The organism is Verrucosispora sp. CNZ293, from assembly GCF_002754655.1.
In genome coordinates this window covers 1,275,963-1,299,581 of record NZ_PEFR01000001.1, presented here as the reverse complement: position 1 = coordinate 1,299,581, position 23,619 = coordinate 1,275,963, and the positions used below count along the sequence as shown (strand labels likewise).

The following is a 23,619-nucleotide window of genomic DNA, read 5'->3' as shown; positions in this document are numbered from 1 at the left end:
GCGGTGGCGGGCCGGGTCATGCGACGCTCCCGGGCAGGGTGACGCGGAACCGCGCGCCGCCCTCGGGGCGGTCGCTGACCGTGGCGTCGCCACCGTGCGCGGCCGCGTGCTGGGCCACCAGGGCCAGCCCCAGGCCGGTGCCGTCGCCGCCGCCCCGGTAGTTGGCGGCCCGGCCCCTGACGAAGCGGTCGAAGATCACCTCGCGGTCCTCCATCGGCACTCCGGGTCCCTCGTCGTCGACCTCGATCACGCCCGTGTCAGCGGTGTGGGACAGCCGCACCGCGACCGGCCCGGCGCCGTAACGCTCGGCGTTGTCGAGCAGGTTGGTCAGCACCTGGGTCACCCGGCGGCGGTCCACCCGCCAGCTTGCCGGCGTCCCGGCTGCCAGCTGCACCACCGACTCCGGCAGGTCCCGGTCCTGGCACGCCCGCCGGGCCAGCTCGGGCAGGTCGACCGGCTCCCGGTGCACGGGCTGATCGCCCCGGGCCAGGTCCAGCAGGTCGTTCACCAGTTGCTGGAAGCGGTCGATCTCGTCGGCGACCAGCCGGGCCGCGGTAGCGGTCCGCTCGTCCAGATTCTCCCGACGGCGGGACAGCACACTGGCCGCCGCGGCGAGCGTCTGCAACGGCGAGCGCAACTCGTGGCTGACGTCGGCGGCGAAGCGCCGGTCCCGGTCGATCCGCCCGGCCAGCTCGTCGACCATCCGGTTGAACGAGGTGGAGAGGCGGGTCAGGTCCGGGTCGGTGTCCGGGACCAGCCGGGTGGTGAAGTCGCCGGCCGCGATCCGCTCGGCGGCGTCGGCGACGGCGGTCAGCGGACGCAGTCCGTGTCGGGTGGCGTACCAACCGAGCGCCGCCCCCGATCCGGCCACCATGATCGCCACCGCGGTGAGCGCCAGCGCCAGCACCTGGAAGGTCTGCTCCAGTTCCCGCAGCGAGGCGATCTCGTAGAACGCCGTCGACTCGGACAGCGGGACGCCGACAAGCATCACCGGATGGTCGTTGACCCGGACCCGTTGCACCGCCGGTTCCCCCGCCGAGACCAATTCCTGAAGTCGGTCCGGCACGATCGTGGTGAGCCCGTTGTCGGCACTGCGGGCGTACCACTCGCCGTCGAGCAGCACCAGGGGCCGCCGTCCGGTGCCGGTGTCCAGCGCCCGCAGCGCCTCCGCGACGTCCGGGTTCTCGGTGTTCAGCCCGGCGCGGACCACCGCCGCGTCGTAGTACGCCGCCCGCAGCACCGTGCGCTCGCGCTCGTCGAGCAGGGTGCGGCGGGTCAGCTCGTACGACACCAGGGCCATCGAGGCGGACAGCAGCAGCGCACCGATCGCGAACGCTGCGGTGACCCGGGCACGCAGTCCGAGGCGTCTCATCGTTGCAGCTTGTAGCCCAGGCCGCGCAACGTCACCAGGTGCCGGGGATTTGCCGGATCGGCCTCGATCTTCTGGCGGAGCCTGCCGACGTGCACGTCGACGAGCCGTTCGTCGCCGCTGTCGTACCCCCAGACGCGGCTGAGCAGCTGTTGACGCGACAGCACCCGGCCGGCGTGCTCGGCCAACTCGCACAGCAGCCGGAACTCGGTACGGGTGACCGCGACCGGCTCACCGGACCGACGCACCTCCCCCGCCTCCGGGCTCACCTCCAGCTCGCCGAAGGAGAGCACCGGCACCGGCTCCGGCCCGTCCGGGGCGGTAACCGTACGGCCGCGCCGGCGCAGGGCGCGCAGCCGGGCGGTCAGCTCCTTGATCGCCACCGGCTTGACCACGTAGTCGTCGGCGCCGGCCTCCAGGGCGGCCACGATGTCGTGCGTGTCGTCGCGGGCACTGACCACGACGATCGGCACGTCGTCGTCGCGGCGTAGCTGGCGGATGCCCTCGAAGCCGTCGATGCCGGGCAGCATCAGGTCGACCAGGACGTAGTCGGCGGGATCCCGGCGCTGCGTCCGCAGCCCCTCCTCGGCGGTGGCCGCTCCCCGGGCCTCGTAGCCCTCGTCCTCCAGAGCGAGCAGCAACGCCAACCGGATCCGGTCGTCGTCCTCGATCACCAGTACCGCTGTCATACCGGAATCATCCCCAAGCCCTCACCGCCGGGCCAACCGCGACCGGCATCAGGGGGTTTTGTCACGCAACTGTCATCCGTCCGCGCGGTGCCCGCCAACCCCGCTGGGCAGGGTGAGAGCCACTCGGAGACAGCAGGAGAGGGGGCCTTCGACGTGACCGCACCACGACGCCCCGAGTGCTCGGTGCCGCTGGTGGAGGTGTCCATCGCCGAGTTCGACCTGGCCTGCCTGCCGGAGACCGGCGCGGTGCTCGACCAGCTGCTGGCGCTGCGCCCACAGCAGATCGTGATCGACCTGGCCGGCTGCCGGCACATCGACGCCGCCGCCATCGGCCTGCTGCTCGACGTGCACCGCCGGATGATCCGGAGCGGCGGCGTGCTGGCGGTACGCAACCCGAACCCGCGCATCACCCGCATCCTGCAGACCGCTCGGCTGGACCAGATCCTGCCCGTGCACACCGACGCCGCAGCCAACCCGGCCCCGGTCACCGAAGCGGTATCCTCCGCGCCGGCCCCCGCCGCACCGGACGGTTCACCGGCCGGCGGGACACCGCCATCGGGCGCGTCGCCGCGCGCCGCCGCGTACGGCCGCGCCGCGGTCGTCGCGCGCACCTGACCCAGCGAAGCCGACGCAGCAGACCGCGAGCACGAGGAGCAGCATGACCAGCGCCGGGATCGTCACGGCAATCGCCGTCGGCCTCGCCGTCGGCGCGCTCGGCCGACTGGTCCTGCCCGGCCGCCCGGGCGTGCCACTGTGGCTCACCATGACGATCGGCGCCGTCGCCGCCCTGCTCGGCGCCATCACCGCCTGGCTCGCCGGCGTGCAGGGGTTCAGCCTGCTGGGCCTGGTCGTGCAGGGCGGGCTCGCCGTGATCGCGGTGGTGATCGCGGTGGCCACCACCGGTAAGGAACGCTCCGACTCCCGGTGAGCAGTCCGCACGGCGACGGCACCCTCCGCCCGCCGCCCCGAGTTCCGTACCCCGGCCAACCGGCTGCGGGCACCGGAGAGGAAACCGGATGACAGTCGTACCGGACGACAACCTGATGACCCTGATCTGCGACGTCTGTGGTGACACCACCACCGGCACCGCCTGTGTGCTGCCCGACGCCGAGGTCGTCTGGACGCTGGTCTCCGACCACGGTTGGAGCGGTTCACCGTTCGCCACCGGTCCGCACCGCTGCCCCCGGTGCAGCGCCCTGCCGCCGGGCGCCCCACCACACGGCGACGACCGGGACGGTGGTGGGTCGCGTGGCATTGTCGAGATGGCGGCGGCACCCGCCGACAGCGATCTCGACCCGGACACCGGCAACGCGTTGCGGGCCGCGCTACGGGCCGCGTTCGACGTGCGTGGGACGGTGGTGGTGGACCTGACAGGTGTCCAGGTCATCGACTCGGTCGGGCTGGGCATGCTCGTCCGGGCCCACCGGGACGTACGCGAGCGGGGCGGCCGGCTCTGCCTCGCCGCACCGTCGAGGTTCATCCGCACGGTGCTGCACACGATGAAGCTCGACGGGGTCTTCCCGATCTTCGACAGCCTCGACGTCGCCCTCGACCAGCTGCGAGCGGCGGCGCTTCAGGACGCCGCGGACGCCGGCATCCACCCGGTCGACGTGACCCCGGTCGACGTGCCGCGTCCCCCCACCGAGGTGCCGTCGACGTCCAGCGCCCGCCGCCGTCGCCCGGCCCGCCGCGTCACCGTCTGAATCCGCGGGTTCCGGGGAGGTTCCCGGCGTCCCGATTGAACCGATCCACCACCTCCTCCGTACCTCTGGGCGAAGGGAGTGGCCCATGAAGCGCCTGACCCCGTTGCTCACCCTCCTGTCGGGGGCGGTGACGGCTGCCGTGCTGTTCACAATGAGTGCACAGGCATCCCCGCCGGGCACCCAACCCGTGGCCGGCGGAGCTCCACCGGCCGCCGCGCCGGCCCCACCCGCCGATGCGGAGGCCGACGCCGACGCCGAGGTGGACCCCGACGCGGCTGCGCCAGGTGAGGAGCCGGGCGACGTCGACGCCGACGCCCGACGCCCAGCCGGCACGTCGCCGCCGACAGATCCCGACGGCTCCTCGGCCGGTACCGAGGTGACATCGGTCGAGCAGAACTGGATCGGTGAACTCGAGAACGGGGCCACCATCGCGATCACCGTGAAGGACGGCAAGGCCGAGGCGTACGTCTGTGACGGCCGGGCCATGGAGCTGTGGCTGTCCGGCACGGTGCGGGACGGCAAGATCGAGCTGACCGGCAAGGACGCGAAGCTGACAGGTGTCATCCGGGGCGACCGCGCCAGCGGCGAGATGATCGTCGGCGTGCGGCGCTGGAAGTTCACCGCCCGGCCCGACGACACGTCGAGCGACGAGGCGGTGGTGAAATCCGGTTCGGGTACCGCTCCGGCGATCTACCGGGTGACCGCCGAGACCCGCAAGGCCGGCTACGACGGCGGGTGGATCATGTTGCCCGACGGCACCCAGATCGGCATCGTCACCTGGAACGGCAAGCCCATCCCCGCACCCCCGTTGGATCCGGCCTTCAACAGCACGGTGGTCAACGGGGTGACCCTCGTCGCCGAGCCGGTCGTCCCCGGGGCGCGGTGATGTCCCAGCACCGGTCCGGCGGGGCACGCACCGTGCCCCGCCGGGCGCCCGAGCCCATGGTCGAGGTGATGCGTGACTTCGGCGCGCCGCCGCCGAGCGCCCCGAGGCGGCGCCCTTCGCTGCTGGTGCCGCTTGTCGTCGGGGCCGGGGTGGCGGTGGCGCTCGGCGTCTACGGGCGCACCCACACCCCCACCGGCATCGCGGTGAACGTGGCCGGCTTCTCCTCGCCGCTGACGGTGAAGGTGTGGCTCGGCACCGGGGCGGCGTTCTTCGCGGTCATCCAGTTGCTGTCGGCGCTGTCGATGTGGGGTCGCCTCGGCGGCTTCTCCCCGTCCTGGGCCGGCGCGGCGCACCGCTGGTCCGGGCGGATCGCGTTCCTGCTCACCGTGCCGGTCGCGGTGCACTGCCTCTACGCCCTCGGGTTCGCCGACTACGACACCCGTACGCTGCTGCACTCCCTGCTGGGCTGCTTCTTCTTCGGCGCCTTCGCCACCAAGATGCTGACCCTGCCCAAGCGGGGACTCGCCGGTTGGGTGCTGCCCACCATCGGCGGGGTCGTGTTCGTCGCTCTGATCGGTGTCTTCCTGACCTCGTCGGTCTGGTACTTCACCACGTTCGGCATCCAGTTCTGATCCCCCGGAAAGGCAAGGCACCGCAGATGAACCACGAGCAGGCTGGCTGCTGCCGGTCGCGACGAGCCCTGCTGGCCGGTACCGGCGCGGTGGGCGTGGCCGCGCTCACCGGCTGCGCGACGTACGGTCAGCCGACGGCGGCACCGCCGGCCGCGCCACCCGCCGGTACCGCCAGCGGCGAACCGTCCGGCAGCTCCGGCGCGGATCCGTCCGGCACCGCCACCCCGGGCGACGACGCCGCCGACCCCGGTACCCCGGCTCTGGCCACGCTCGCCGACATTCCGGTGGGTGGCGGCGCGATCTTCGCCGATGCCGGCGTCGTGGTGACCCAGCCGACCGACGGGATCATCAAGGCGTACTCGTCGACCTGCACCCACCAGGGCTGCACGGTCACCTCCGTCTCCGACGGCACGATCGTCTGCGCCTGCCACAACAGTGTGTTCGACATCGCCGACGGCTCGGTACGCAGTGGCCCGGCGGGAGCGCCGCTGCCCGCCGCGAACGTCACGGTCGACGGTGACGCCATCCGGTTGGCCTGACCGGGCGCGGCGATGCGAACGCGGTGACGCGGCCCACCCAGGCCCGGGCCGCGCGGGGCCGTCCGAGGTGCCGTCGCGCCCCCGGACGGCCCCTGCCCCACCCACGATCCGCAGGTGGGGCAGGGGCACCTCGGCGTCAGGACGCGGCGCAGGTCAGCCCGGAGGGCGTACCCGATCCGCTGCCGGTCAGCCCGAAGGTGGTGCTGGTCCCGGCGGCGAGTTGCCCGTTGTAGGGCTCGTTGCGCACCGTCACCGTGGTGCCGGAGGTGGTGAGCCGGCCGTTCCACAGCGACGCGATCGTGGTGCCGGCGGGGGCGGTCCAGTTCACCGTCCAGCCGGTGATGGCCGCCGTGCCGGTGTTGCGGACGGTCACCTCCGCCTGATAGCCGCCCTGCCAGGAACTGACCACCCGGTACGTCGCGGAGCAGCCGGCGTCGCCGTTGCCGTTGTCGTTGCCGGCCGTGGTGGTGACTGTCGACGGCGGGGACGCCGCCGAGACGTTGCCGGCCGCGTCGCGGGCGCGCACGGTGAAGGTGTAGCTGGTCGAGGCGTTCAGCCCGGTCGCCCGGTAGGTGGTTCCGGAGACCGTGCCGACCACCGTGGCGGCTGCGGAACCGGTGGCCCGCAGCACCTCGTACGAGGTGACGCCCACGTCGTCCGTGGCCGCCGCCCAGTTCAGCGTGGCGGCGGTGGCTGTCACGTCGGTGGCGGTCGGCTGACCGGGTGCGGTCGGCGCGGTGGTGTCACCGGGGCCGGGACCACCGGCGTAACGCTCGGCGAGGCTGATGCCGGTGGTGGCGCCGGCACCGCCGAGGCGCACGTCGTGGTCGAGGCCGACGAACTTGCCGTTGTGCTGCCACAGCGCGGGCTTGAGCATCTGGTTGTACTTCGTCTCGTCCCAACTGGCCCAGTCGTCGAGCAGTAGACCCCCGGTGTCACCGGAGTTGGGGTTGAGGCACCAGAAGGTGTGGTGGATGCCGTTCTCGATCATCAGGTCGCGCAGCGCGGCCATCCAGCGGTCCTGCCGGGCGTCCTGACCCAGCCGGCCGCCCCACTCCCCGACCAGCAGCGGCGCGATGTTCTGCTCGTGGATGTAGAACCAGTTCGGCCGCCACACGTCGTTCGTCAGCGAGTCCTTGTCGAAGTCACCGGCGAACCACGGCTGCTCGTACACCAGGGGCCCGTAGTCGTGCGGTGAGTAGACCAGCTGGTCCTGCTGGGCACCGAGGTTGACCGGGTGTTCGGCGACGCCGCGCAGGTTGCCGCCCCACCAGTTGTAGTGGTAGTTGGGGCTGCGGTCGGGGTTGGTGTTCGGCGAGTTCCAGGTGGCACCGGCTCGCGGGTAGATCTCGATGCCCTCGCAGAGGATCAGCAGGTTCGGGTTGATCGCCAGGATCCGCCGGCCCGCCGTCTCGCAGGCGTACTTGAAGTTGTCCTGGTCGGTGCTGGAGTCCCACTTGGCCCGCTCGGGATCGTTCGGAGTCCCGTGCGGCTCGTTCTTGATGTCCATCGCGACGATCGTGTCGTTCGTCCGGTAGCGGGTGGTGATCCATTCCCAGCCCTGGAAGAACTGCTCCGGGGTGATGCTGCCCTTCCACCACACCGGATAGACATGGCCGGAGTTGTCCGCCTCGGCGCTGTGCACGTCGAGCATGACCTTCAGACCGTACTTCTCGCAGAGCGCGAGCCAGTGGTCGAAGACCTGGAGGTTGTTCAGGCCGTCCAGCTCCGGGTTGACGTACGTGTTGACGTTCGGCCGGATCGTCTGCCCGGACTTCCACTCCAGCAGCAGTTGCGTGGAGATGGGTACCCGGACGATGTTGATGCCCCGCTGGGCCATCTGACGGGTGATCGATTCAAGGTTGCCCGACCACAGGCCGTGGAAGACCCGTTCGCTGGCGTTGAAGCCGAACCAGTTGGCCCCGGTGAGCCAGACCTGGTTGCCGGCCTCGTCGACGATCCGGTTGCCGTCGGTGTGCAGCCAGTCGGCGGTGGCCGCGGCGGCCGGTGCCGCAGCCGTCGGGGCCGCTGTCGCGGCCGGCGCGGCGGCGGTCAGGCCGAGCAGGGCCACGGCCGCCGTCACGGCGGCCTGAAGTTTTCTACGTGCAGACATGCGACTTCCTCTGTGGTGGGTGAGGGAGCGAGCACGTCGAGGAACAGTCCTGCCCAGGGACCGTGGGAGCGCTTCCAAACCCACCCTATGCGGTCACCCCCCACAACGGAAGGCCCACCCCCAACCTCGTCGATCTTGCACTTTCCGTCGCCGCAAAGGCGGCAAAATGCGCGTATCAACGACCGAAAGTGCAAGATCGACGAGGTTGGTGGACGGGGGTTAGACCGCTAGGGCGTCGCGGACGGTGTGTTCGGCGGTGGTGCCGGCGTCGCCGGCGGAGGTGACGCGGCCGGACTCCAGGACGTGGTAGCGGTCGGCGACCCGTAGCGCGAAGCCGAGGTGCTGTTCGACCAGGAGCACGCTGAACCCGGTCTGGGCGATGAGCGCCACGATCCGGTCCTGTATCTCGGTCACCACCGACGGTTGGATGCCCTCGGTCGGTTCGTCGAGCATCAGCAGCCGGGGCCGGGTGATCAGGGCCCGGGCGATGGCCAGTTGTTGACGCTGACCGCCGGAGAGCAGCCCGGCCCGCCGGCGCAGCAACTGACGCAGCGCCGGGAACAGGTCCAGCACCTCCGAGGTGGCCGCCGCTCCGTCACGACGGCCGTCGGCGACCAGGCGTAGGTTCTCCGCCGCGGTCAGGTGCGGAAAGCACTGCTGCCCCTGCGGTACGTACGCGATCCCCCGGGCGACCCGCTGGTGCGGGGCCAGCCGGGTGATGTCCTCGCCGTCGAGTTCGACCCGCCCGGCGGTGGGGCGTAGCAGGCCGGCGGCCACCCGCAGCAGGGTGGACTTGCCGGCGCCGTTGTGGCCGAGCACCGTGGCGACCCCGTCGGCAGGTACCGCCACGTCGACGCCGTGCAGCACCCGGCTGCGCCCGTAACCGGCGTGCACGCCACGCATCGCGAGCATCATGCCTCCGTACGCGTCGGGGCCGACCCGGCGTCGACCGGGTGACCGAGGTAGACCTCCTGCACGCGCGGATCGGCCTGCACCTGGGCGACGGTGCCCTCGCTGAGCACCCGCCCGGCGTGCAGCACGGTGACGGTACGCGCGAAGCGGCGCAGGAAGTCCATGTCGTGCTCGATCACCACCACCGTGCGGTCCTGGCTGACCTTCTCCAGCAGTTGCCCGGTGGCGTCGCGTTCCTCGTGGCTCATCCCGGCGACCGGCTCGTCGAGCAGCAGCAGCCGGGTGTCCTGCACCAGCAGCATGCCGATTTCCAGCCACTGTTTCTGCCCGTGGGCGAGGGTGCCGGCGAGCTGGTCGGCGCGGCTCGCCAGGCCGATCACGTCGAGCGCCTCGGCCACCTCGTCGGGCACACCGTGTCGGCGGCGCAGCAGCGTCCCCCAGCCACGCCGGGCACCGGCGGCGATGTCGAGGTTCTGCAACACCGTCAGCTCCTCGAACACCGTCGAGGTCTGGAAGGTCCGGCCGACGCCGAGCCGACTGATCCGGTGCACCGGCCTACCGAGCAGTTCCCGGTCACCGAAGCGCACCGAGCCGGTGGCCCGGACCAGCCCGGTGACCGCGTCCACGAGGGTGGTTTTGCCGGCGCCGTTGGGTCCGATCAGGAACCGGATGTCACCGGGAGCGACGTCGAGGGACACCCCGTCGACGGCGGTGAACCCGTCGAAGCTGACCCGCAGGTCACGCACGTAGAGCCCGTGCAGCTGCCCGGTCACAGCGCCGCCTCCCGACGTCGCCGCAACCGTTGCCACAGACCAGGTCTCGGCTCGTCGGGCCGCTCACGGTCCCGACGGCGGGCCAGGCCGATCAGCGACGCCAGGCCGCCGGGCAGGAAGGCCACCACCACCACGAACAGCAGACCCTGAAGGTACGTCCAGGTGCCCGGGAATCGCTCCGACAGGGCGGTACGGGCCCAGACCACCGCGACCGCGCCGAGCACCGGACCGAGCAGCGTGGCGCGGCCGCCCACGGCGACGCCGATGACGAACTCGATGGACGGCACGATCCCGATAAGCGCCGGGGAGATGATGCCCACCGCGGGTACGAACAGCGCGCCGGCCAGCCCGGCCATGCCGGCGGCCACCACGTACGCGACGAGTTTGACGGTGGCCGGGTCGTAGCCGAGGAAACGGACCCGTTCCTCCGAGTCACGGACGGCCACCAGCAGTTCGCCGTAGCGGCACTGCATCAGGTGCCGGGCCAGGGCCAGCAACGCCAGCAGGGTGCCGGCGATGATGAAGTAGACCATCCGCTGGTTGACCGGGTCGTCCAGGTCGTAGCCGAAGAAGCCCTGGATGTCGGTGAGCCCGTTGGTGCCGCCGGTGGTGCCCTGCTGGCCGATCAGCAGGATCACCATGGCGGCGGCGAGGGCCTGGCTGAGGATGGCGAAGTAGGCGCCGCGCACCCGGCGCCGGAACACAAGCGACCCGAGCACGAAGGCGACGGCCATCGGCAGCAGCACCGTGGCGGGCAGGGCGAACCACGGGCTGGCGAAGGGTCGCCACCACAGTGGCAGTTCGTCGAGTTGCCCGTACAGCAGCATGAAGTCGGGCATGTTGCCCGGACCCGCGTCGGCCAGCTTGAGGTGCATGGCCATCGCGTAGCCACCGAGGCCGAAGAAGACACCCTGGCCGAGGGTGAGCATGCCGCCTCGGCCCCAGGCCAGGCCGATGCCGACCGCGACCATGGCCACGCAGAGGTACTTGGCCAGCAGGGACAGCCGGAAGTCCGACAGCACCAGCGGCGCGACGGCGAAGAGCAGGGCCGCGCCGAAGGCGAACCCGGCGGCGGCCCGGTAGCGGTGCCGGGACGGTCCGGCCGCCGGTCTGGTCGGTGGTGCCGGCGCGGGATCGGCGGCGGCGACGGGATCTCGGGCGACGGTGGTCATGCGAGGCTCCTGGTGCGCAGGGTGAACAGGCCCTGGGGTCGCCACTGGAGGAACGCGACGATGGCGATGAAGACCATCACCTTGGCGACACTGAGGGTGGTGAGGTATTCGCCGGTGGCCTGGAGCACGCCCAGGGCGAAGGCGACGATGACGGTGCCCTTGAGCTGGCCGATCCCGCCGACCACGACGACCAGGAAGGCGTCGATGATCAGGTTGGTGCCCATCGTGGGACCGATCGGCCCGAGCAGGGTGAGGGCCACTCCGGCGATGCCGGCCAGGCCGGAACCGATGAAGAAGGTCATCCGGTCGACCCGGGCGGTGGCGATGCCGGAGACGGCGGCCAGGTCCCGGTTCTGCACCACGGCCCGGATCCGGCGGCCCAGCGGGGTGACCCGCAGGGCGACTGTCAACGCGACGACCGCGCTGCCGGCCAGGGCGAGGATGAACAGCCGGTTGTTGGCCACGGTGATGCCGCCGGGCAACCCGATGTTGCCGGTGAGCAGTTCCGGGGCGCGGGTCTGCACGTTCGGGCTGCCGAAGATGTCCCGGGCGAGCTGTTGCAGGATCAGTGACACCCCCCAGGTGACGAGCAGGGTGTCCAGCGGGCGGGCGTAGAGGCGGCGGATCAGCAGGACCTCCAGCAGCACGCCCATCGCACCGGCCACCACGAAGGCGACCGGCAGGGCGATGAGCAGCGACCAGCCGGCGGCGGTGATGACCTGTTGCAGGACGTATGTGGTGTAGGCCCCGGCCATGATGAACTCGCCGTGGGCCATGTTGATCACGCCCATCTGGCCGAAGGTGAGCGCCAGGCCGAGTGCGATGAGCAGCAGCACCGCCCCGATGCTGACGCCGGTGAAGAGTTGGCCGATGAGAACTGTCACGGTGCGTACTCCGAACTGCTGGTGGGGCGGTTCGGGCGGGACCTCGGGTCCCGCCCGAACCGGGGTGACGGCTAGCTCAGGCCGCCGGCCCACGGGTAGCTCTTGAGGTACGGGTCAGGGGTGATCGGCTGTCCGGAGTTCCAGACCTCGGTGATCAGCCCGTCCGCACCGACCTTGCCGACGCGCGCCGTCTTGGCGATGTGCTGGGTGGCACCGTCCACGGTGACCAGGCCCTCGGGTGCCTCGAAGGTGATGCCGTCGGAGGCCTCACGGACCTTCTCCACGTCGAAGGTGCCGGCCTTCTCGACCATCGCCTTCCACAGATAGACCGAGACGTACGCGGCCTCCATCGGGTCGCTCGTCGGCTTGTCCGCTCCGTACTTGGCCTTGTACGCCGCTACGAACTTCTCGTTCGCCGCGCCCGGCGTGGTCTGGTAGTAGTTCCAGGCGGTGAGCTGGCCCTCCAGGTACTGGGTGCCGATGCTCTTGACCTCCTCCTCGGCGATCGACACCGACACCACGGGCATGCTGGCGGCGGTCAGCCCGGCGGACTTGTACTCCTTGAAGAACGCCACGTTGCTGTCGCCGTTGAGGGTGTTGAAGACCGCGTCCGCGCCGGAGGACTTCACCTTGTTCGTGATGGTGCCGAACTCGGTGGAGCCCAGCGGGGCGTAGTCCTCCCCCAGCACCTTCATCCCGTTCGCCTCGGCGTACGCCTTAATGATCTTGTTCGCGGTGCGCGGGAAGACGTAGTCGGAGCCGACCAGGTAGAGCGAGGTGGCGCCCTGGGCCTTGAGGTAGTCCAGGCCGGGGACGATCTGCTGGTTGGTCGTCGCTCCGGTGTAGAAGATGTACGGCGACTGCTCCAGGCCCTCGTACTGCACCGGGTAGAACAGCAGCGCCTTGTTCTTCTCGAACACCGGCTTGACGGCCTTGCGGCTGGCCGAGGTCCAGCAGCCGAAGACGGCCGCCACGCGGTCCTCCCGGATCAGCTTCTCGGCCTTCTCGGCGAAGGTCGGCCAGTCCGAGGCGCCGTCCTCGCCGACGGGTTCGATCTTCTTGTCGAGGACGCCCCCGGCGGCGTTGATCTCCTCGATCGCCAGCATGATCGAGTCCCGGACGGTCACCTCACTGATGGCCATGGTGCCGGAAAGGGAGTTGAGCAGGCCCACCTTGACGGTGTCGCCGGAGACATCGGCGGCGACTCCCGCAGCGGTGTTCCCGTCGGTGGTCTTGCTGCCGCACGCGGCCAGCGCAGCCGCGGCGACCAGGGTCATGGCACCCGCCAGGATGCGGCGGCCCCGGATCAGTGTCATCAATTCTCCCTGCGTCGCGTGTGACGTCAGTCAGTGCCCGGGAACGATCGTCGGTCCCGAGTCGAAGTGCGGATCTGGGTAACTGCGGTGCGGTCCGTCGGTACTTTGCGCGCTACCGGGTGCGGCGGGTGGACACCGAACCTGGCGGCGATTGGAATATCGGGCAGGGAAAGCTTCGATCCGTTTCGTTGCGCGGATGTTTCCCAATCCTCAATAGACTGTTTCCGCTGGCCCGGAGCATCCTGACGAGGGGCACAAAAAATGCCGGCACCTCGCCCGGGAGAATCGGCGAAATGGCACCGGCACACAATTGCCAGCCGCAGTCGGCTGCACTTTCCGTCCATCACCGGACGGTGGTCATATCCGGCGCGACGGCCGGATGCTTCACGTAGGAAGTATCTTTGCCGCCGGCCGACGGGCCTGTCAAGGCACGGTCCGGTCACGCCCTACGGAGATCACAGTTCAGCCAGGACGGTGAAGTCCAGGCCGTCGGCCTCGGCCAGGTAGATCCGCTGGCGGACGTGCCGACGACGCAACCGCAACTCGCCACGCGGCCCGTCGTACGACACCACGTCCGCGGATGCCTCCACCGCCCGTACGTCGAGCGTGCCGGCCTTGGCGATCAGGGCGGCCAGCAACATCACACCCTCGTAACAGGACTCACCGAGGCTGCCCAGCGGAGGTGCCTCCAGCCCGAAGCGGCGGCCGAAGCTGCCGTGGAAGTCGAGATTCGCCTGCGTCACCAGGCCGGCGAAGAAACCCGCCGCGCTGAACAGCCCCCGGGTGTTGGCGGCACCGCTGGCCAGCAGCATGTTCTCGTCCATCAGGGTGCTCAGCCGCAGGCACCGCTGATCCAGACCGGCCCGCGCGAACGCCCGGTTGAACCGGACCGCGTCGGCACCCACCAGCAGCATGAGCACTCCGTCGGCGTCGCTGTGCTCGATGCGGCGCAGCACCTCGGCGTAGTCGTGCGTCTCCAGCGGCAGGAACTGCTGGCCGACCACGCGCCCGCCGCTGCGCAGCGCGTACCGGTGGGCCGCCCGGGCGGTTCGGCGCGGCCAGACGTAGTCGTTGCCGACCACGAACCAGCGCCGCACCCCGAGATCCCCGGCGAGCACCCGCATCGCCGGCCACAGCTGCGCGTCCGGCGTCTCGCTTGTCAGAAAGACGCCCTCGGTACGCTCACCACCCTCGTACAGCGCGGTGTAGACGTACGGCACCCGGTGCGCGATGCGCGGCGCCACCGCCTGGCGTACCGAGGAGATGTGCCAGCCGGTGACGCCCTGTACCGCGCCCACCGACACCAGCGCCTCCACCTCGGCGGCCACTTCGGCCGGTGGCGCCCCGCCGTCGACCGGCACCAGCCGCAACTCCCGCCCGAGCACGCCGCCGCGCCGGTTCAGTTCCTCGACCGCGAGTTGCGCGCAGAGTTCACAGCTCGGGCCGAACATGCCCGCCGGGCCACGCATCGGGTAGACGAGCGCGATACTGACCACGCCGCTGTCGACGGTCAGCCAGGACGCCCCGGCGGTGATGCTCTCCCCCGCCTGCGGGCGCCCGGACCCCGGTGCCGGCGCGGACATGAACACATGGTGGCCGCCGCCGCTTGTGGAAGACCAGCCCTCCCAGCCAGCGGGACATCTCGGTACGATGACACCGCATCCGCGAGGCGGGAGTGCCATGTCAGACCTTCCCGGTTCCGCAGCCGACCTGCTACCCCTGCTCACCCGCGCCGAGCGGCTGCTCTCGCGCCGGGTCGGCGGGGTGCTCGCCGCCGAGTCACTGAGCATCGAGGCGTGGCGGGTCCTCTGCCTGCTCGCCGACGGCCTCGGTCACCCGATGAGCGCGGTCGCGGCCGAGGCGTCGCTACCGCCAGGCACGCTGACCAAGCTGGTCGACCAGCTCGTCGACCGCAACCTCGTCTTCCGCCGAGTGGATCCGGTCGACCGCCGTCGCATCCGGGCTTACCTCACCGCCCGGGGCCGCCTCGAACACGAACGCCTCTCCGCACGGATCCGCGACCAAGTGGCCGAACTACCCGGTGACACCGACCTGGCCGCACGCCTCGACGAGCTGATCCGGCACCTCGATCGGGAGCGCCGACACAGCCCGGTCGGCTCCTGACCGCAGTCGACCTCGGATCGCGCCCACGGTCCGGGCATCCACGGCGGCGGGGCCGCCACCCGCACGAGCGGGCTCAGAAGTGGCCGAAGCTGCTCGGCCAGGTGGTGGCGTGCCGGGTCGACGACCGGTCATCCGACGTCCGTGGTGCCGGCGGAGGCCACGGGTCGGGGCGACCCGTGCGTCGTGCGACGGTCCGGAAGTGTTCGTGCTGGTAGGGATAGGGCTGCGTGGCCAGGATGGCGCGGAGCCGGGTGCCGTCCGGGTCTTCACGGTCGTACCGCTCGAACTGCTCGGTGAGGAAGAGCATCGGCAGCGCTGACTGGTCGTGCTCCTCGGGTAGGTAGCCTGCGTGGACCACGGCCGCCACCGCCTCGGGCACCAGCGTGGCCGCGTGCGCCAGGATCGCCCTTCGCATCGCCGAGCGTCCGCTGTCTTCGGTCGGAGGAGAGGAGCCCGAGGGGCCGAGGTCGCGCAGGGACCGCCGCACGGATGCGGCCACGTCGTCCGGCAGCCCCGTGTCCAGGATGTTCAGAATGCGCTCGATGATGTCGTCCGCTTCGACCTGCAACTCGTCGATGACGTCCTCGTCTGCGCTCGCCCACTCGGCGGCGAAGCACGCCAATTGAAGCACCCGTCCCTCCGGATCGGCCTCGCGGTAGGCCGCGAACTGCCGGGTGAGGAGCAGGAAAAGGGGTCGCCAGGCGGGGTGAGCCGGCTGATACCCGGCGGCACAAGCTGCGGCGGCCGCCTCAGTGTCACCGAGCATGGCCTGCTTACAGACCACGGCGACGCCATCTCGGGCCGACAGCTCCCGCAGTGCGCGGCGGCACCGGTCGTGGACCTCCTCCGGCAGCCAGGTGCCGAGACACTTCAGCAGCCGCCGGACCAGGGCACCCTGGTCGAACGTCGGCAGCAGATCGAGCCGGTCCTTGACAAGCGGGAGCAGAGCCAGGTCGATGTCCTCGGGCTCGGCGGGCGGGCGGGGCAGGTGAGGGTTGGCGCAGACGATCCGCAGCAACTCTTTCGGCTCGCCCTTGCGCCAAAGGTTGCACAGGGTTTCGTGGCCGGGCGGTGCCGCGCCGATGTAGGTCGAGTCCAGCCGCGCATGCAAACGGAACTCGATTTCCAGGGCGTCCAGCAGGCCCGGCTGGTTGGTGACCGACATCAGGTCGGCCAGCCGTCGACGCAGTTCGTGATCGGGGAACGCGAGCGCGGCACCAACCAGCCGCCGTACGTACGGGTCGCCCTCGTAAACGCCTAGCGGCGGGTCGGCGGCGGTCTGCGGAAGGCAGCTGGTCAACCGCACCTGCGGAAGGTACGCGGATGTGGGGTCGCGTTCGAGCAGGAGTTCCAGCACCGGAGCGACCTGCTCTGGCCGCTCGTGATTGCCGAACCCGAAATACGCGTCGCTCAGTAGGAACCACGCACCACGCCAGACCCGGTCGCGATCGGCGCCGCCGGCCGCCCACCACCTGTCGATTCGCGCCCGAGCGCGGACGTTGCCCGCAAGAGCGGCGGCCAGCACGTACTGGCCGCGCCTGACGTCGTGAAGCGGACTGCGCCAGCGACCGAACAGCATCACTCCATTATGCGCGGCCGGTGACTCCTCGTGACCAGGCAGGAATTGCAGGATTGACGGAGCCCAGGGTTGGTGGGGGTCGGCCCGGTCAGCCGCCGTTGACGGGGTGGAAGTGGGGGACGGTGTGGCGGGCGCCGGGGGTGGGGTTGGTGGTTGGGGCGACGGCGTCGAACATGGTCCGGCCCAGGGCCGCGTGGGCGCGTACGGCCGGGTGGGTGCCGCCGTAGTTGTCCAGGTCGCCGAGGGAGTCGGCGAAGAAGGCGTACGTCAGGGTTGGCGCGCCTGTCGCGTCGAAGATGATGCCGGCCTCGTGCCGGGCGGCACCCGAGGCATCGAAGTCGGCGCCGTACTTGGTGGCGACCCGGCTCCGTTCCGCCGAGGACATGTCCCGGCGGATCCCGTCGTGGTAGCCGTTGATCCACCGCAGGATGCCGAGCAGGAAGTCACTCGACCGGGCCGACAGCAGGGTCTTGTTGGCCAGCCGCCACAGCAGGTCGTGGGTCTCGCGCGGGGTGGTCACACCGAGGAAGAACCGGTTCGGGTTGGCCACCGGCTCGACCCGGGTGTGCGTGAAGCCCTTGGCCGCCAGGATCTCGTTGATCTCCAGTGCCGGCACCACCCGGCCGCACATCCGTACCGCCGTGTTGTCGCTGACGAGCAGCATCGCGGTGAGGAAGTTCGCCACCGTGACCTCGTCGCCCCAGACCGTCTGGAGGAAGTAGATCCCGCTGCCGCCGAGGATGATGTCGGCGGTCAGGTCGAGCCGCTGGTCAAGCCGCAGCTCACCCCGGTCGATCTTGTCCATGACCGCCACCGCGACCGCCAGCTTCTGCACGCTGTACCCGTGCGTCACCCGGTCCGCGTCGTCGGCGATCACGGTCCGGAGGGTCCCGGTGGCGTCGAGCATCGCGACGTGCGAGCGCCACACCCCGCCCGCGCGGGCCTTCTGCTGCCGGTACGTCCGGCGAATCACCTCTCGCGGCGGCACCCTGTCGATGCCCGCCGTGGTGCCGTCAGCCGGCGCGGCCACCGCACCGGACGGCGTCGCCGCCAACGTCACAGCTGCCGCACCGAATCCGATCGCCGCCCGACGACTGACCCGCTTGGTCATTGCCTCTCCCCAGGGTTTCCCGCTGTCACCGGCGACCACCGGCACCTGGCCCACCCTGCCACATGTCTACATGGGACAGTTGACCGTGGCCCGGCCGTCAGAGCGCGCTGATCGTCTCCGGCGCCCGTTCCCGACGGGACAGTGCCCGCACCACCGCGAGCGGACCGTGCCGCCAGGCGGCGATCCGGGTGAGCAGGTCACTCGTCAGTTCGGTGGCGGCGGCCGGCATCTCGGGCGTCGGCAGGCCCAGGCTGACCGCCAGGTCGTCGGTGTGCACCACCAGCTCCAGCAGCCGGGTCAGCAGGAAGTCGTCGACGGCCAGTCCCCAGTCCCCGAGGTCGACGATCCGGTGTGACGGCTGTGCCGGCACCGTGCGGCGTAGCCGGCCCAGGAACCCGTCGACCTCGGCGGCGAGTCGGCCGGCGGTGGTCTCGGCGGCGGCCCGCTCCCCCCGCTCGCGGATGTCGGTGTTGTCTTCATCCTCGGCACCGGTGGTCACCCACGAGCTGCCGGTGAAGTGCGTCAGGACGTCGATCGCGGTCCGTCCCGGCGGCGCGTCGAGCAGTTCGGCGGTCCGGGTGATCTGGTTGGCCAGGTGCCGGGCCAGCCCGCCGGTGGAGTAGTACGGCAGGGCGCTCGGCGTGGTCCAGCGCTCGGCCAGCACCGGCGTACGCAGCAGCGCGGCGGCGATGTCGGCGGTGGCGAGGTAGGCGCTCCGGGTGGTGATGTCCTGGGGCACCAGCCCCGGGTCGACGCGCAGGCCCAGGTCCGGCTGGTCCAGCCAGTCCAGTCGGGCCGAGGTCCGCTCGGCGTGTTCGGTCAGCAGCAGCCGCACGCTGTACACGGCCAGCAGCAGCGCCTGTAGGGAGTCCACCCCGTACGCGGCGTCTACCGCACCGTCGGCAAGCCCTTCGATCTGGAACGGGCAGCGCCAGTCACCGCCCGGCAACGGGTCGGGGTGCGGCTTGCCGAAGCGGACGACCACCTCCGACGGATCACCGGTTGCGCTGACCACAGCGATCCGCCGCTCGGCGACCACCTCACCCAACTCGTACAACCCCACGCTCCCCTCGCCCGCCCGAAGCTGCGATGGTATCCATCGCGGTCTCCGGTTCGAGGTACTCCCGCAGGGTGTGAGCGTCCGGCGCGGTGGCGCTCCACAGTGTCGCCGAACCACCGGCCAGCGGTAGCCGGGCCCAGGTAGCGCCCACGGCGGGTGGTTCCGCCGGGCGGGCCGGGTCCACGATCAGCAGCGAGCCGGTGGCGGACGCGCCGGCCAGCACCGCGGGTCCGGCCCAGCCGGCGGCGTTCGGCCCGACCGCCAGGGACTGCCGCAGCAGCGGCCGGCCGTCCAGGTCCACCCACGTGTTGACCTCGACGTTGCCGGGCTGCTCGCCGTGCCGGCCGCAGATCAGCTCGTCCCGCCAGTGCAGGGTGCCGTCGGCCGCGACGTCCACCCGCGAGTCGGCGACGTGCGCGCAGCCGGCCGCCGCGACCAGTTGCTCGGGCAGCCAGTGCAGGGTCGCCCGCTCGGCGACGGTGGCCCGGACCAGCATCCGGGACACCGCGCCGGGGCGGCCGGGCAGGGCCACCGAGGCGGCCACGGTGTGCACGCGTACCGCCGCACCGGGGCCGACCTCGACGTCCAGCCGCAGGTCGTCGCCGGCGAGCGGACCTGCCGCGCCGCCGACGACGTACACCGTGAGGCCACCGCCGGGAGCCGGCACCTGGCGCAGCAGCAGCGGGCTCTCGCCGCGCAGCTCGACCAGGGTGGTACGGCCGTGCCTGTCGACGCGGGCCGCCAGCCGGGCGGCGGCCCGCATCAGGCCTGCCCGGCGGGGGCCGCCACGACCGGCGCGGGCCGGTCCGCACCTGCCGACGCGGCCCGGTGGTGGGCCAGTTCGTGACGGATCCACGCGGCGACCCGGGTCGCCAGCGGATCCTCGGTGATGGACTGGAACACCGTGGGCAGGTCGCCCCGACGGGCGCGGGCATCGCGGTCCATCACGGACAGGTCGGCACCGACCATCGGTGCCAGGTCGGTCTTGTTGATGACCAGCAGGTCGGCGGCGGTCACCCCCGGGCCGCCCTTGCGGGGGACCTTGTCGCCGCCGGCCACGTCCACCACGAAGATCTGCCGGTCGACCAGGCCCCGGCTGAACGTCGCGGTCAGGTTGTCACCGCCGCTCTCCACAAGCACCAGATCCAGCGGACCCAACGCGTCGGTCAGCTCGTCGACCGCGTCGAGGTTCGCGCCGATGTCGTCGCGGATGGCGGTGTGCGGGCAGCAGCCGGTCTCCACCGCCCGGATCCGGGCCGGGTCGAGCACCCCGGCGCGCTTGAGGAAGTCGGCGTCCTCGGTGGTGTAGATGTCGTTCGTCACCACCCCGAGGCGCAGCTCGTCGGCGAACGCCCGGCACAGCGCCGCGACCAGTGCGGTCTTGCCGGAGCCGACCGGGCCGCCGATGCCGACCCGCAGCGCCCGCGACGCGGCGGGCAGCGGGGCGTGCGGGTCGACCCCGGGCTCGGGGTGGGTGTGGGGAACAGACTCGTCGTGGTCGAATTCAGGACGCAAAGAGACGCACCTCCCAGGTGGCGTGAGCTTCGGCATGGATGTCGGCGAGCGGAGCGGCGGCGGCGGGCAGCCGCTCCGGTGGTTCCTCGGCGGCCCGCGCCGCCCGCGCCGCGACGGCGTCGCAGGCACCGGCGAGCCGCACCAGCAGGGCCTGCACCTGGTACGGGTCGAGGCCCAGCAGACGTACGGCGGCGCTTGCCGAGCCGGTCACCGTCGCGTGGGCGGCGACCGTGGCCACCTGCCCCGGGTCGAGACCGGCGGCGGCGCCGACCAGCCCCAGCACGAGCGGCTGGTGCGGCCCGTCCGGCACGGTGGGCAGGTCGTCGAAGGTGACCGCCGGCCAGATCCGGCGACCGGCCCGCAGCAATGCGCGCCCCTGCCGGCGGGACACCGACCGCTGGGCCGGCGAAGCGGTGCGGGCGTCCAGTTCGGCGTCGAGTCGGGCCAGCACGCCGGCCCGCCCCGGCGACCACGCCGCGCCACGGGCCGCCGCCGCGAACGCCGCCGCGACCAGTCCGGCGGTGGCCAGCCGGCCCCGCAGGTACGCCGCAAGGGTGTCCAGGTCGGTGACCCGGCCGGCGGCGACAGCCGCCTCCAGCCCGGCCGAGTGGGCGTGCGCACCGGCCGGGAACCGACCGTCGGCCAGGAGCAGCAGCATCGTCGGGGTGGCCATCAGAACAGGAAGTACCGCTGGGCCATGGGCAGTTCGGTCACCGGATCCGGCTCGACCACCACGCCGTCGATCCGGACCGTGAAGGTGTCCGGATCGACCTCGATGCGCGGCAGGGCGTCGTTGCCCGGCAGGTCGGCCTTGCCGCGTGACCGCACGTCGGCCACCGGCACCACCCGACGCCGCACGTCCAACCGCAGTCCGGCCTCCAACGCGGCGGGGGCCACGAAGGCCAGGCTGGTGGCGGCGGCCGCGCCGCCGTACGCGCCGAACATCGGCCGGGGCAGCATCGGCTGCGGGGTGGGGATCGAGGCGTTCGCGTCACCCATCTGGGCGTACGCGATCATGCCGCCCTTGATGACAAGGTGCGGGCGTACGCCGAAGAACGCCGGCTCCCACAGCACCAGATCGGCGAGCTTACCCGGCTCCACCGACCCGATCTCGTGGTCGAGGCCGTTGGCCATGGCCGCGCAGATCGTGTACTTCGCGACGTACCGGCGGGCCCGGTGGTTGTCGGCCGCGCCGTCGCCCGGCAGGGCACCCACCCGGGCCTTCATCACGTGCGCGCTCTGCCAGGTCCGCAGCACGATCTCCCCGATCCGGCCCATCGCCTGCGAGTCGGAGCCGATGATGGAGATCGCCCCCAGGTCGTGCAGCAGATCCTCGGCGGCCATCGTGGACGGCCGGATCCGACTCTCGGCGAAGGCCAGGTCCTCCGGCACCGCCGGGTTGAGGTGGTGGCAGACCATCAGCATGTCGAGGTGCTCGGCGAGCGTGTTGCGGGTGTACGGGCGGGTCGGGTTCGTCGACGAGGGCAGCACGTTCGGCTCACCGGCGACGGTGATGATGTCCGGCGCGTGCCCGCCGCCGGCCCCCTCGGTGTGGTACGAGTGGATCGCCCGGCCGCCGATGGCGCGCAGCGTGTCCGCGACGAACCCGGCCTCGTTCAGCGTGTCGGTGTGGATGGAGACCTGCACGCCGGAGGCGTCGGCGACGCGCAGGCAGGCGTCGATCGCCGCCGGGGTGGTACCCCAGTCCTCGTGCAGCTTGAACCCGCCGGCGCCGGCCCGCAACTGCTCCCACAGCGCCTCCTCCGAGACGGTGTTGCCCTTGCCGAGCAGCAGCACGTTCACCGGGAACGTGTCGAGGGCCTCGTGCATCCGGGCCAGGTGCCAGGCGTTCGGGGTGACGGTGGTGGCCCGGGTGCCCTCGGCCGGTCCGGTGCCGCCGCCGACCAGGGTGGTGACCCCGCTGGCGAGGGCCTCGGCGACAAGTTGCGGGCAGATGAAGTGCACGTGGGTGTCGACCGCCCCGGCGGTCAGGATCCGGCCGTTGCCGGCGATCACCTCGGTGGCCGGCCCGATGACCAGGTCCGGATGGACACCGTCCATGGTGTCCGGGTTGCCGGCCCGACCGAGCGCGACGATCCGTCCGTCCCGCAGCCCGACGTCGGCCTTGACCACCCCCCAGTGGTCGAGGACGACCGCCCCGGTGATGACGGTGTCCAGGGCGCCCTCGGCGCGGGTGGCGCGGGACTGGCCCATCGACTCCCGGATCACCTTTCCGCCACCGAAGACCGCCTCGTCTCCGCCGGCACAGTGGTCCTGCTCGATCTCGATGAGCAGGTTCGTGTCGGCCAGCCGGATCCGGTCGCCGGTGGTCGGCCCGTACAGGGCGATGTAGCGGTCCCGTTCGACGCTGCTCATGCCGTCCGCCCTTCGTCGAGCGCTCCGGCGCACTCGCCGCGCAGGCCGGGCACGATCCGCGCGCCGCCCAGCGGCACCAGGTCCACCCGACGGCTCACGCCCGGCTCGAAACGCACCGAGGTGCCGGCCGGTACGGCGAGCCGCTGCCCCCAGGCGGCGTCCCGGTCGAAGTCCAGCGCCGGGTTGGCCTCGGCGAAGTGGTAGTGCGACCCGACCTGCACCGGTCGGTCAGCCGTGTTCACCACCAGCAGCGTGGTGACCGGACGACCGGCGTTGATCTCCACCGGGCCGGCTGCCGGCAGGATCTCCCCGGGGATCACGGGATCGGGTGGTGCACAGTCACCAACTTGGTGCCGTCCGGGAACGTCGCCTCCACCTGCACCTCCCCCAGCAGCTCGGGGATGCCGTCCTGCACGTCGTCCCGGGTCAGGACGGTGCGGCCGGCGGCCATCAGGTCGACCACGGACTGCCCGTCGCGGGCCCCTTCGAGCAGGAAGGCGGTGATCACCGCTACGGCTTCCGGATAGTTGAGACGCAGGCCGCGCTCGCGGCGCCGCCGGGCGACGTCGGCCGCCACATGGACGAGCAGGCGGTCCTGCTCGTGGGGGGTGAGATACACGGGTGCTCCCGGTGGATGTCCGCGCTCCCGACGCCGCCGGCCCGGCGCATCGACGCGCCGCCCGCAGGTCGGGGCTCGCCCGCCGGGTCGTCCGCCACGCCGTCGCGGGCGACGGGATTCCACCATCCCGGCCCGACGTCGCGGAGCACCGGCGGTGGCTTCTCGGGTGCGGACCGCACCGCCCACCGCTGAGCAGACCGTAAGGGATCACGCGGTTCGCGGGCAACCTCGCCTGCGTTGGCTCGGG

Annotated in this window: 25 protein-coding genes; 7 read left to right on the top strand and 18 right to left on the bottom strand. The window is 71.6% G+C overall.

Annotated features, from left to right (window positions below):
* Positions 1-16 precede the first annotated feature (16 nt).
* Together CLT74_RS05955 and CLT74_RS05950 are read right to left on the bottom strand one after the other, a co-directional pair.
* Complete coding sequence (locus CLT74_RS05955; RefSeq protein WP_099845649.1) at positions 17-1,372, bottom strand: sensor histidine kinase; 1,356 nt, start codon at positions 1,370-1,372, stop codon at positions 17-19.
* Complete coding sequence (locus tag CLT74_RS05950) at positions 1,369-2,058, bottom strand: response regulator transcription factor (RefSeq protein ID WP_099845648.1); 690 nt, start codon at positions 2,056-2,058, stop codon at positions 1,369-1,371. The genes CLT74_RS05955 and CLT74_RS05950 overlap by 4 nt, the downstream gene beginning before the upstream one ends.
* Positions 2,059-2,211: 153 nt before the next feature.
* On the opposite strand from CLT74_RS05950, the gene CLT74_RS05945 reads away from it, so the two are divergent.
* The 6 genes from CLT74_RS05945 to CLT74_RS05920 all read left to right on the top strand — a co-directional run bounded on the left by CLT74_RS05945 (position 2,212) and on the right by CLT74_RS05920 (position 5,818).
* On the top strand, positions 2,212-2,673 hold the full coding sequence (locus tag CLT74_RS05945) for an STAS domain-containing protein (protein WP_099845647.1): 462 nt from the start codon (positions 2,212-2,214) through the stop codon (positions 2,671-2,673).
* 43 nt (positions 2,674-2,716) lie between these two features.
* Positions 2,717-2,986 carry a GlsB/YeaQ/YmgE family stress response membrane protein gene (locus tag CLT74_RS05940; RefSeq protein ID WP_099845646.1) on the top strand — a complete coding sequence of 90 codons (270 nt, stop codon included), beginning with the start codon at positions 2,717-2,719 and terminating at the stop codon, positions 2,984-2,986.
* Between the two features lie 88 nt (positions 2,987-3,074).
* Positions 3,075-3,761 carry an STAS domain-containing protein gene (locus tag CLT74_RS05935; RefSeq protein WP_099845645.1) on the top strand — a complete coding sequence of 229 codons (687 nt, stop codon included), beginning with the start codon at positions 3,075-3,077 and terminating at the stop codon, positions 3,759-3,761.
* Between the two features lie 85 nt (positions 3,762-3,846).
* Positions 3,847-4,647 carry a hypothetical protein gene (locus CLT74_RS05930; protein WP_099845644.1) on the top strand — a complete coding sequence of 267 codons (801 nt, stop codon included), beginning with the start codon at positions 3,847-3,849 and terminating at the stop codon, positions 4,645-4,647.
* 68 nt (positions 4,648-4,715) lie between these two features.
* A complete protein-coding gene (locus CLT74_RS05925) occupies positions 4,716-5,279 on the top strand; it encodes a DUF6529 family protein (protein ID WP_486582698.1) in 564 nt (187 codons plus the stop codon).
* A 26-nt stretch (positions 5,280-5,305) separates the two neighbouring features.
* Entirely contained in the window at positions 5,306-5,818 is a 513-nt protein-coding gene (locus CLT74_RS05920) for a Rieske (2Fe-2S) protein (RefSeq protein WP_099845642.1), read from the top strand.
* A gap of 136 nt (positions 5,819-5,954) precedes the next feature.
* On the opposite strand, the gene CLT74_RS05915 is transcribed toward CLT74_RS05920, so the two are convergent.
* The 7 genes from CLT74_RS05915 to CLT74_RS05885 all read right to left on the bottom strand — a co-directional run bounded on the left by CLT74_RS05915 (position 5,955) and on the right by CLT74_RS05885 (position 14,571).
* Positions 5,955-7,931 carry a cellulase family glycosylhydrolase gene (locus CLT74_RS05915; RefSeq protein ID WP_099845641.1) on the bottom strand — a complete coding sequence of 659 codons (1,977 nt, stop codon included), beginning with the start codon at positions 7,929-7,931 and terminating at the stop codon, positions 5,955-5,957.
* 219 nt (positions 7,932-8,150) lie between these two features.
* On the bottom strand, positions 8,151-8,834 hold the full coding sequence (gene urtE / locus CLT74_RS05910; RefSeq protein WP_486582028.1) for an urea ABC transporter ATP-binding subunit UrtE: 684 nt from the start codon (positions 8,832-8,834) through the stop codon (positions 8,151-8,153).
* Between the two features lie 8 nt (positions 8,835-8,842).
* A complete protein-coding gene (urtD, locus tag CLT74_RS05905) occupies positions 8,843-9,616 on the bottom strand; it encodes an urea ABC transporter ATP-binding protein UrtD (protein ID WP_099845639.1) in 774 nt (257 codons plus the stop codon).
* The gene (gene urtC / locus CLT74_RS05900; RefSeq protein ID WP_099845638.1) at positions 9,613-10,788 is read right to left on the bottom strand and encodes an urea ABC transporter permease subunit UrtC; all 1,176 of its coding nucleotides are present in this window, start codon (positions 10,786-10,788) and stop codon (positions 9,613-9,615) included. The genes urtD and urtC overlap by 4 nt, the downstream gene beginning before the upstream one ends.
* Positions 10,785-11,672: an urea ABC transporter permease subunit UrtB gene (urtB, locus tag CLT74_RS05895; protein WP_099851386.1), complete on the bottom strand. Its 888-nt coding sequence runs from the start codon at positions 11,670-11,672 to the stop codon at positions 10,785-10,787. Before urtB ends, urtC begins: the two co-directional genes overlap by 4 nt.
* A 71-nt stretch (positions 11,673-11,743) precedes the next feature.
* On the bottom strand, positions 11,744-12,988 hold the full coding sequence (gene urtA, locus CLT74_RS05890) for an urea ABC transporter substrate-binding protein (protein ID WP_099845637.1): 1,245 nt from the start codon (positions 12,986-12,988) through the stop codon (positions 11,744-11,746).
* Positions 12,989-13,443: 455 nt separating this feature from the next.
* Positions 13,444-14,571, bottom strand: coding sequence for a substrate-binding domain-containing protein (locus CLT74_RS05885; RefSeq protein ID WP_486582027.1), 1,128 nt, complete (start codon positions 14,569-14,571; stop codon positions 13,444-13,446).
* A 97-nt stretch (positions 14,572-14,668) separates the two neighbouring features.
* Between CLT74_RS05885 and CLT74_RS05880 the strand changes: the two genes are divergently transcribed.
* A complete protein-coding gene (locus CLT74_RS05880) occupies positions 14,669-15,112 on the top strand; it encodes a MarR family winged helix-turn-helix transcriptional regulator (RefSeq protein WP_099845636.1) in 444 nt (147 codons plus the stop codon).
* Positions 15,113-15,185: 73 nt separating this feature from the next.
* On the opposite strand, the gene CLT74_RS05875 is transcribed toward CLT74_RS05880, so the two are convergent.
* The 9 genes from CLT74_RS05875 to CLT74_RS05835 all read right to left on the bottom strand — a co-directional run bounded on the left by CLT74_RS05875 (position 15,186) and on the right by CLT74_RS05835 (position 23,372).
* Entirely contained in the window at positions 15,186-16,691 is a 1,506-nt protein-coding gene (locus CLT74_RS05875) for a hypothetical protein (RefSeq protein ID WP_099845635.1), read from the bottom strand.
* Positions 16,692-16,779: 88 nt separating this feature from the next.
* The gene (locus CLT74_RS05870; RefSeq protein WP_099845634.1) at positions 16,780-17,802 is read right to left on the bottom strand and encodes a serine hydrolase; all 1,023 of its coding nucleotides are present in this window, start codon (positions 17,800-17,802) and stop codon (positions 16,780-16,782) included.
* Positions 17,803-17,899: 97 nt separating this feature from the next.
* Entirely contained in the window at positions 17,900-18,865 is a 966-nt protein-coding gene (locus CLT74_RS05865; RefSeq protein WP_486582026.1) for a DUF6968 family protein, read from the bottom strand.
* A complete protein-coding gene (locus CLT74_RS05860; protein WP_099845633.1) occupies positions 18,843-19,625 on the bottom strand; it encodes an urease accessory protein UreD in 783 nt (260 codons plus the stop codon). The genes CLT74_RS05865 and CLT74_RS05860 overlap by 23 nt, the downstream gene beginning before the upstream one ends.
* A complete protein-coding gene (gene ureG / locus CLT74_RS05855) occupies positions 19,625-20,377 on the bottom strand; it encodes an urease accessory protein UreG (RefSeq protein WP_099845632.1) in 753 nt (250 codons plus the stop codon). Before ureG ends, CLT74_RS05860 begins: the two co-directional genes overlap by 1 nt.
* Positions 20,367-21,050 carry an urease accessory UreF family protein gene (locus tag CLT74_RS05850; protein WP_099845631.1) on the bottom strand — a complete coding sequence of 228 codons (684 nt, stop codon included), beginning with the start codon at positions 21,048-21,050 and terminating at the stop codon, positions 20,367-20,369. The genes ureG and CLT74_RS05850 overlap by 11 nt, the downstream gene beginning before the upstream one ends.
* Positions 21,050-22,753, bottom strand: coding sequence for an urease subunit alpha (locus tag CLT74_RS05845; protein WP_099845630.1), 1,704 nt, complete (start codon positions 22,751-22,753; stop codon positions 21,050-21,052). The genes CLT74_RS05850 and CLT74_RS05845 overlap by 1 nt, the downstream gene beginning before the upstream one ends.
* Complete coding sequence (locus CLT74_RS05840; protein WP_099845629.1) at positions 22,750-23,073, bottom strand: urease subunit beta; 324 nt, start codon at positions 23,071-23,073, stop codon at positions 22,750-22,752. The genes CLT74_RS05845 and CLT74_RS05840 overlap by 4 nt, the downstream gene beginning before the upstream one ends.
* Positions 23,070-23,372, bottom strand: coding sequence for an urease subunit gamma (locus CLT74_RS05835; protein ID WP_099845628.1), 303 nt, complete (start codon positions 23,370-23,372; stop codon positions 23,070-23,072). The genes CLT74_RS05840 and CLT74_RS05835 overlap by 4 nt, the downstream gene beginning before the upstream one ends.
* Positions 23,373-23,619: the final 247 nt, after the last annotated feature.

What these genes read in the sequence shown, in the direction of transcription:
- CLT74_RS05870 (WP_099845634.1), bottom strand. Translation starts at nt 17,802, where the DNA reads ATGACCAAGCGGGTCAGTCGTCGGGCGGCGATCGGATTCGGTGCGGCA.
- CLT74_RS05930 (WP_099845644.1), top strand. Translation starts at nt 3,847, where the DNA reads ATGAAGCGCCTGACCCCGTTGCTCACCCTCCTGTCGGGGGCGGTGACG.
- CLT74_RS05875 (WP_099845635.1), bottom strand. Translation starts at nt 16,691, where the DNA reads ATGCTGTTCGGTCGCTGGCGCAGTCCGCTTCACGACGTCAGGCGCGGC.
- urtA (WP_099845637.1), bottom strand. Translation starts at nt 12,988, where the DNA reads ATGACACTGATCCGGGGCCGCCGCATCCTGGCGGGTGCCATGACCCTG.
- CLT74_RS05920 (WP_099845642.1), top strand. Translation starts at nt 5,306, where the DNA reads ATGAACCACGAGCAGGCTGGCTGCTGCCGGTCGCGACGAGCCCTGCTG.
- CLT74_RS05925 (WP_486582698.1), top strand. Translation starts at nt 4,716, where the DNA reads ATGCGTGACTTCGGCGCGCCGCCGCCGAGCGCCCCGAGGCGGCGCCCT.
- urtC (WP_099845638.1), bottom strand. Translation starts at nt 10,788, where the DNA reads ATGACCACCGTCGCCCGAGATCCCGTCGCCGCCGCCGATCCCGCGCCG.
- CLT74_RS05940 (WP_099845646.1), top strand. Translation starts at nt 2,717, where the DNA reads ATGACCAGCGCCGGGATCGTCACGGCAATCGCCGTCGGCCTCGCCGTC.
- CLT74_RS05885 (WP_486582027.1), bottom strand. Translation starts at nt 14,571, where the DNA reads ATGTCCGCGCCGGCACCGGGGTCCGGGCGCCCGCAGGCGGGGGAGAGC.
- CLT74_RS05850 (WP_099845631.1), bottom strand. Translation starts at nt 21,050, where the DNA reads ATGGCCACCCCGACGATGCTGCTGCTCCTGGCCGACGGTCGGTTCCCG.
- CLT74_RS05950 (WP_099845648.1), bottom strand. Translation starts at nt 2,058, where the DNA reads ATGACAGCGGTACTGGTGATCGAGGACGACGACCGGATCCGGTTGGCG.
- urtE (WP_486582028.1), bottom strand. Translation starts at nt 8,834, where the DNA reads ATGCGTGGCGTGCACGCCGGTTACGGGCGCAGCCGGGTGCTGCACGGC.
- CLT74_RS05955 (WP_099845649.1), bottom strand. Translation starts at nt 1,372, where the DNA reads ATGAGACGCCTCGGACTGCGTGCCCGGGTCACCGCAGCGTTCGCGATC.
- CLT74_RS05845 (WP_099845630.1), bottom strand. Translation starts at nt 22,753, where the DNA reads ATGAGCAGCGTCGAACGGGACCGCTACATCGCCCTGTACGGGCCGACC.
- CLT74_RS05915 (WP_099845641.1), bottom strand. Translation starts at nt 7,931, where the DNA reads ATGTCTGCACGTAGAAAACTTCAGGCCGCCGTGACGGCGGCCGTGGCC.
- CLT74_RS05935 (WP_099845645.1), top strand. Translation starts at nt 3,075, where the DNA reads ATGACAGTCGTACCGGACGACAACCTGATGACCCTGATCTGCGACGTC.
- CLT74_RS05860 (WP_099845633.1), bottom strand. Translation starts at nt 19,625, where the DNA reads ATGCGGGCCGCCGCCCGGCTGGCGGCCCGCGTCGACAGGCACGGCCGT.
- CLT74_RS05880 (WP_099845636.1), top strand. Translation starts at nt 14,669, where the DNA reads ATGTCAGACCTTCCCGGTTCCGCAGCCGACCTGCTACCCCTGCTCACC.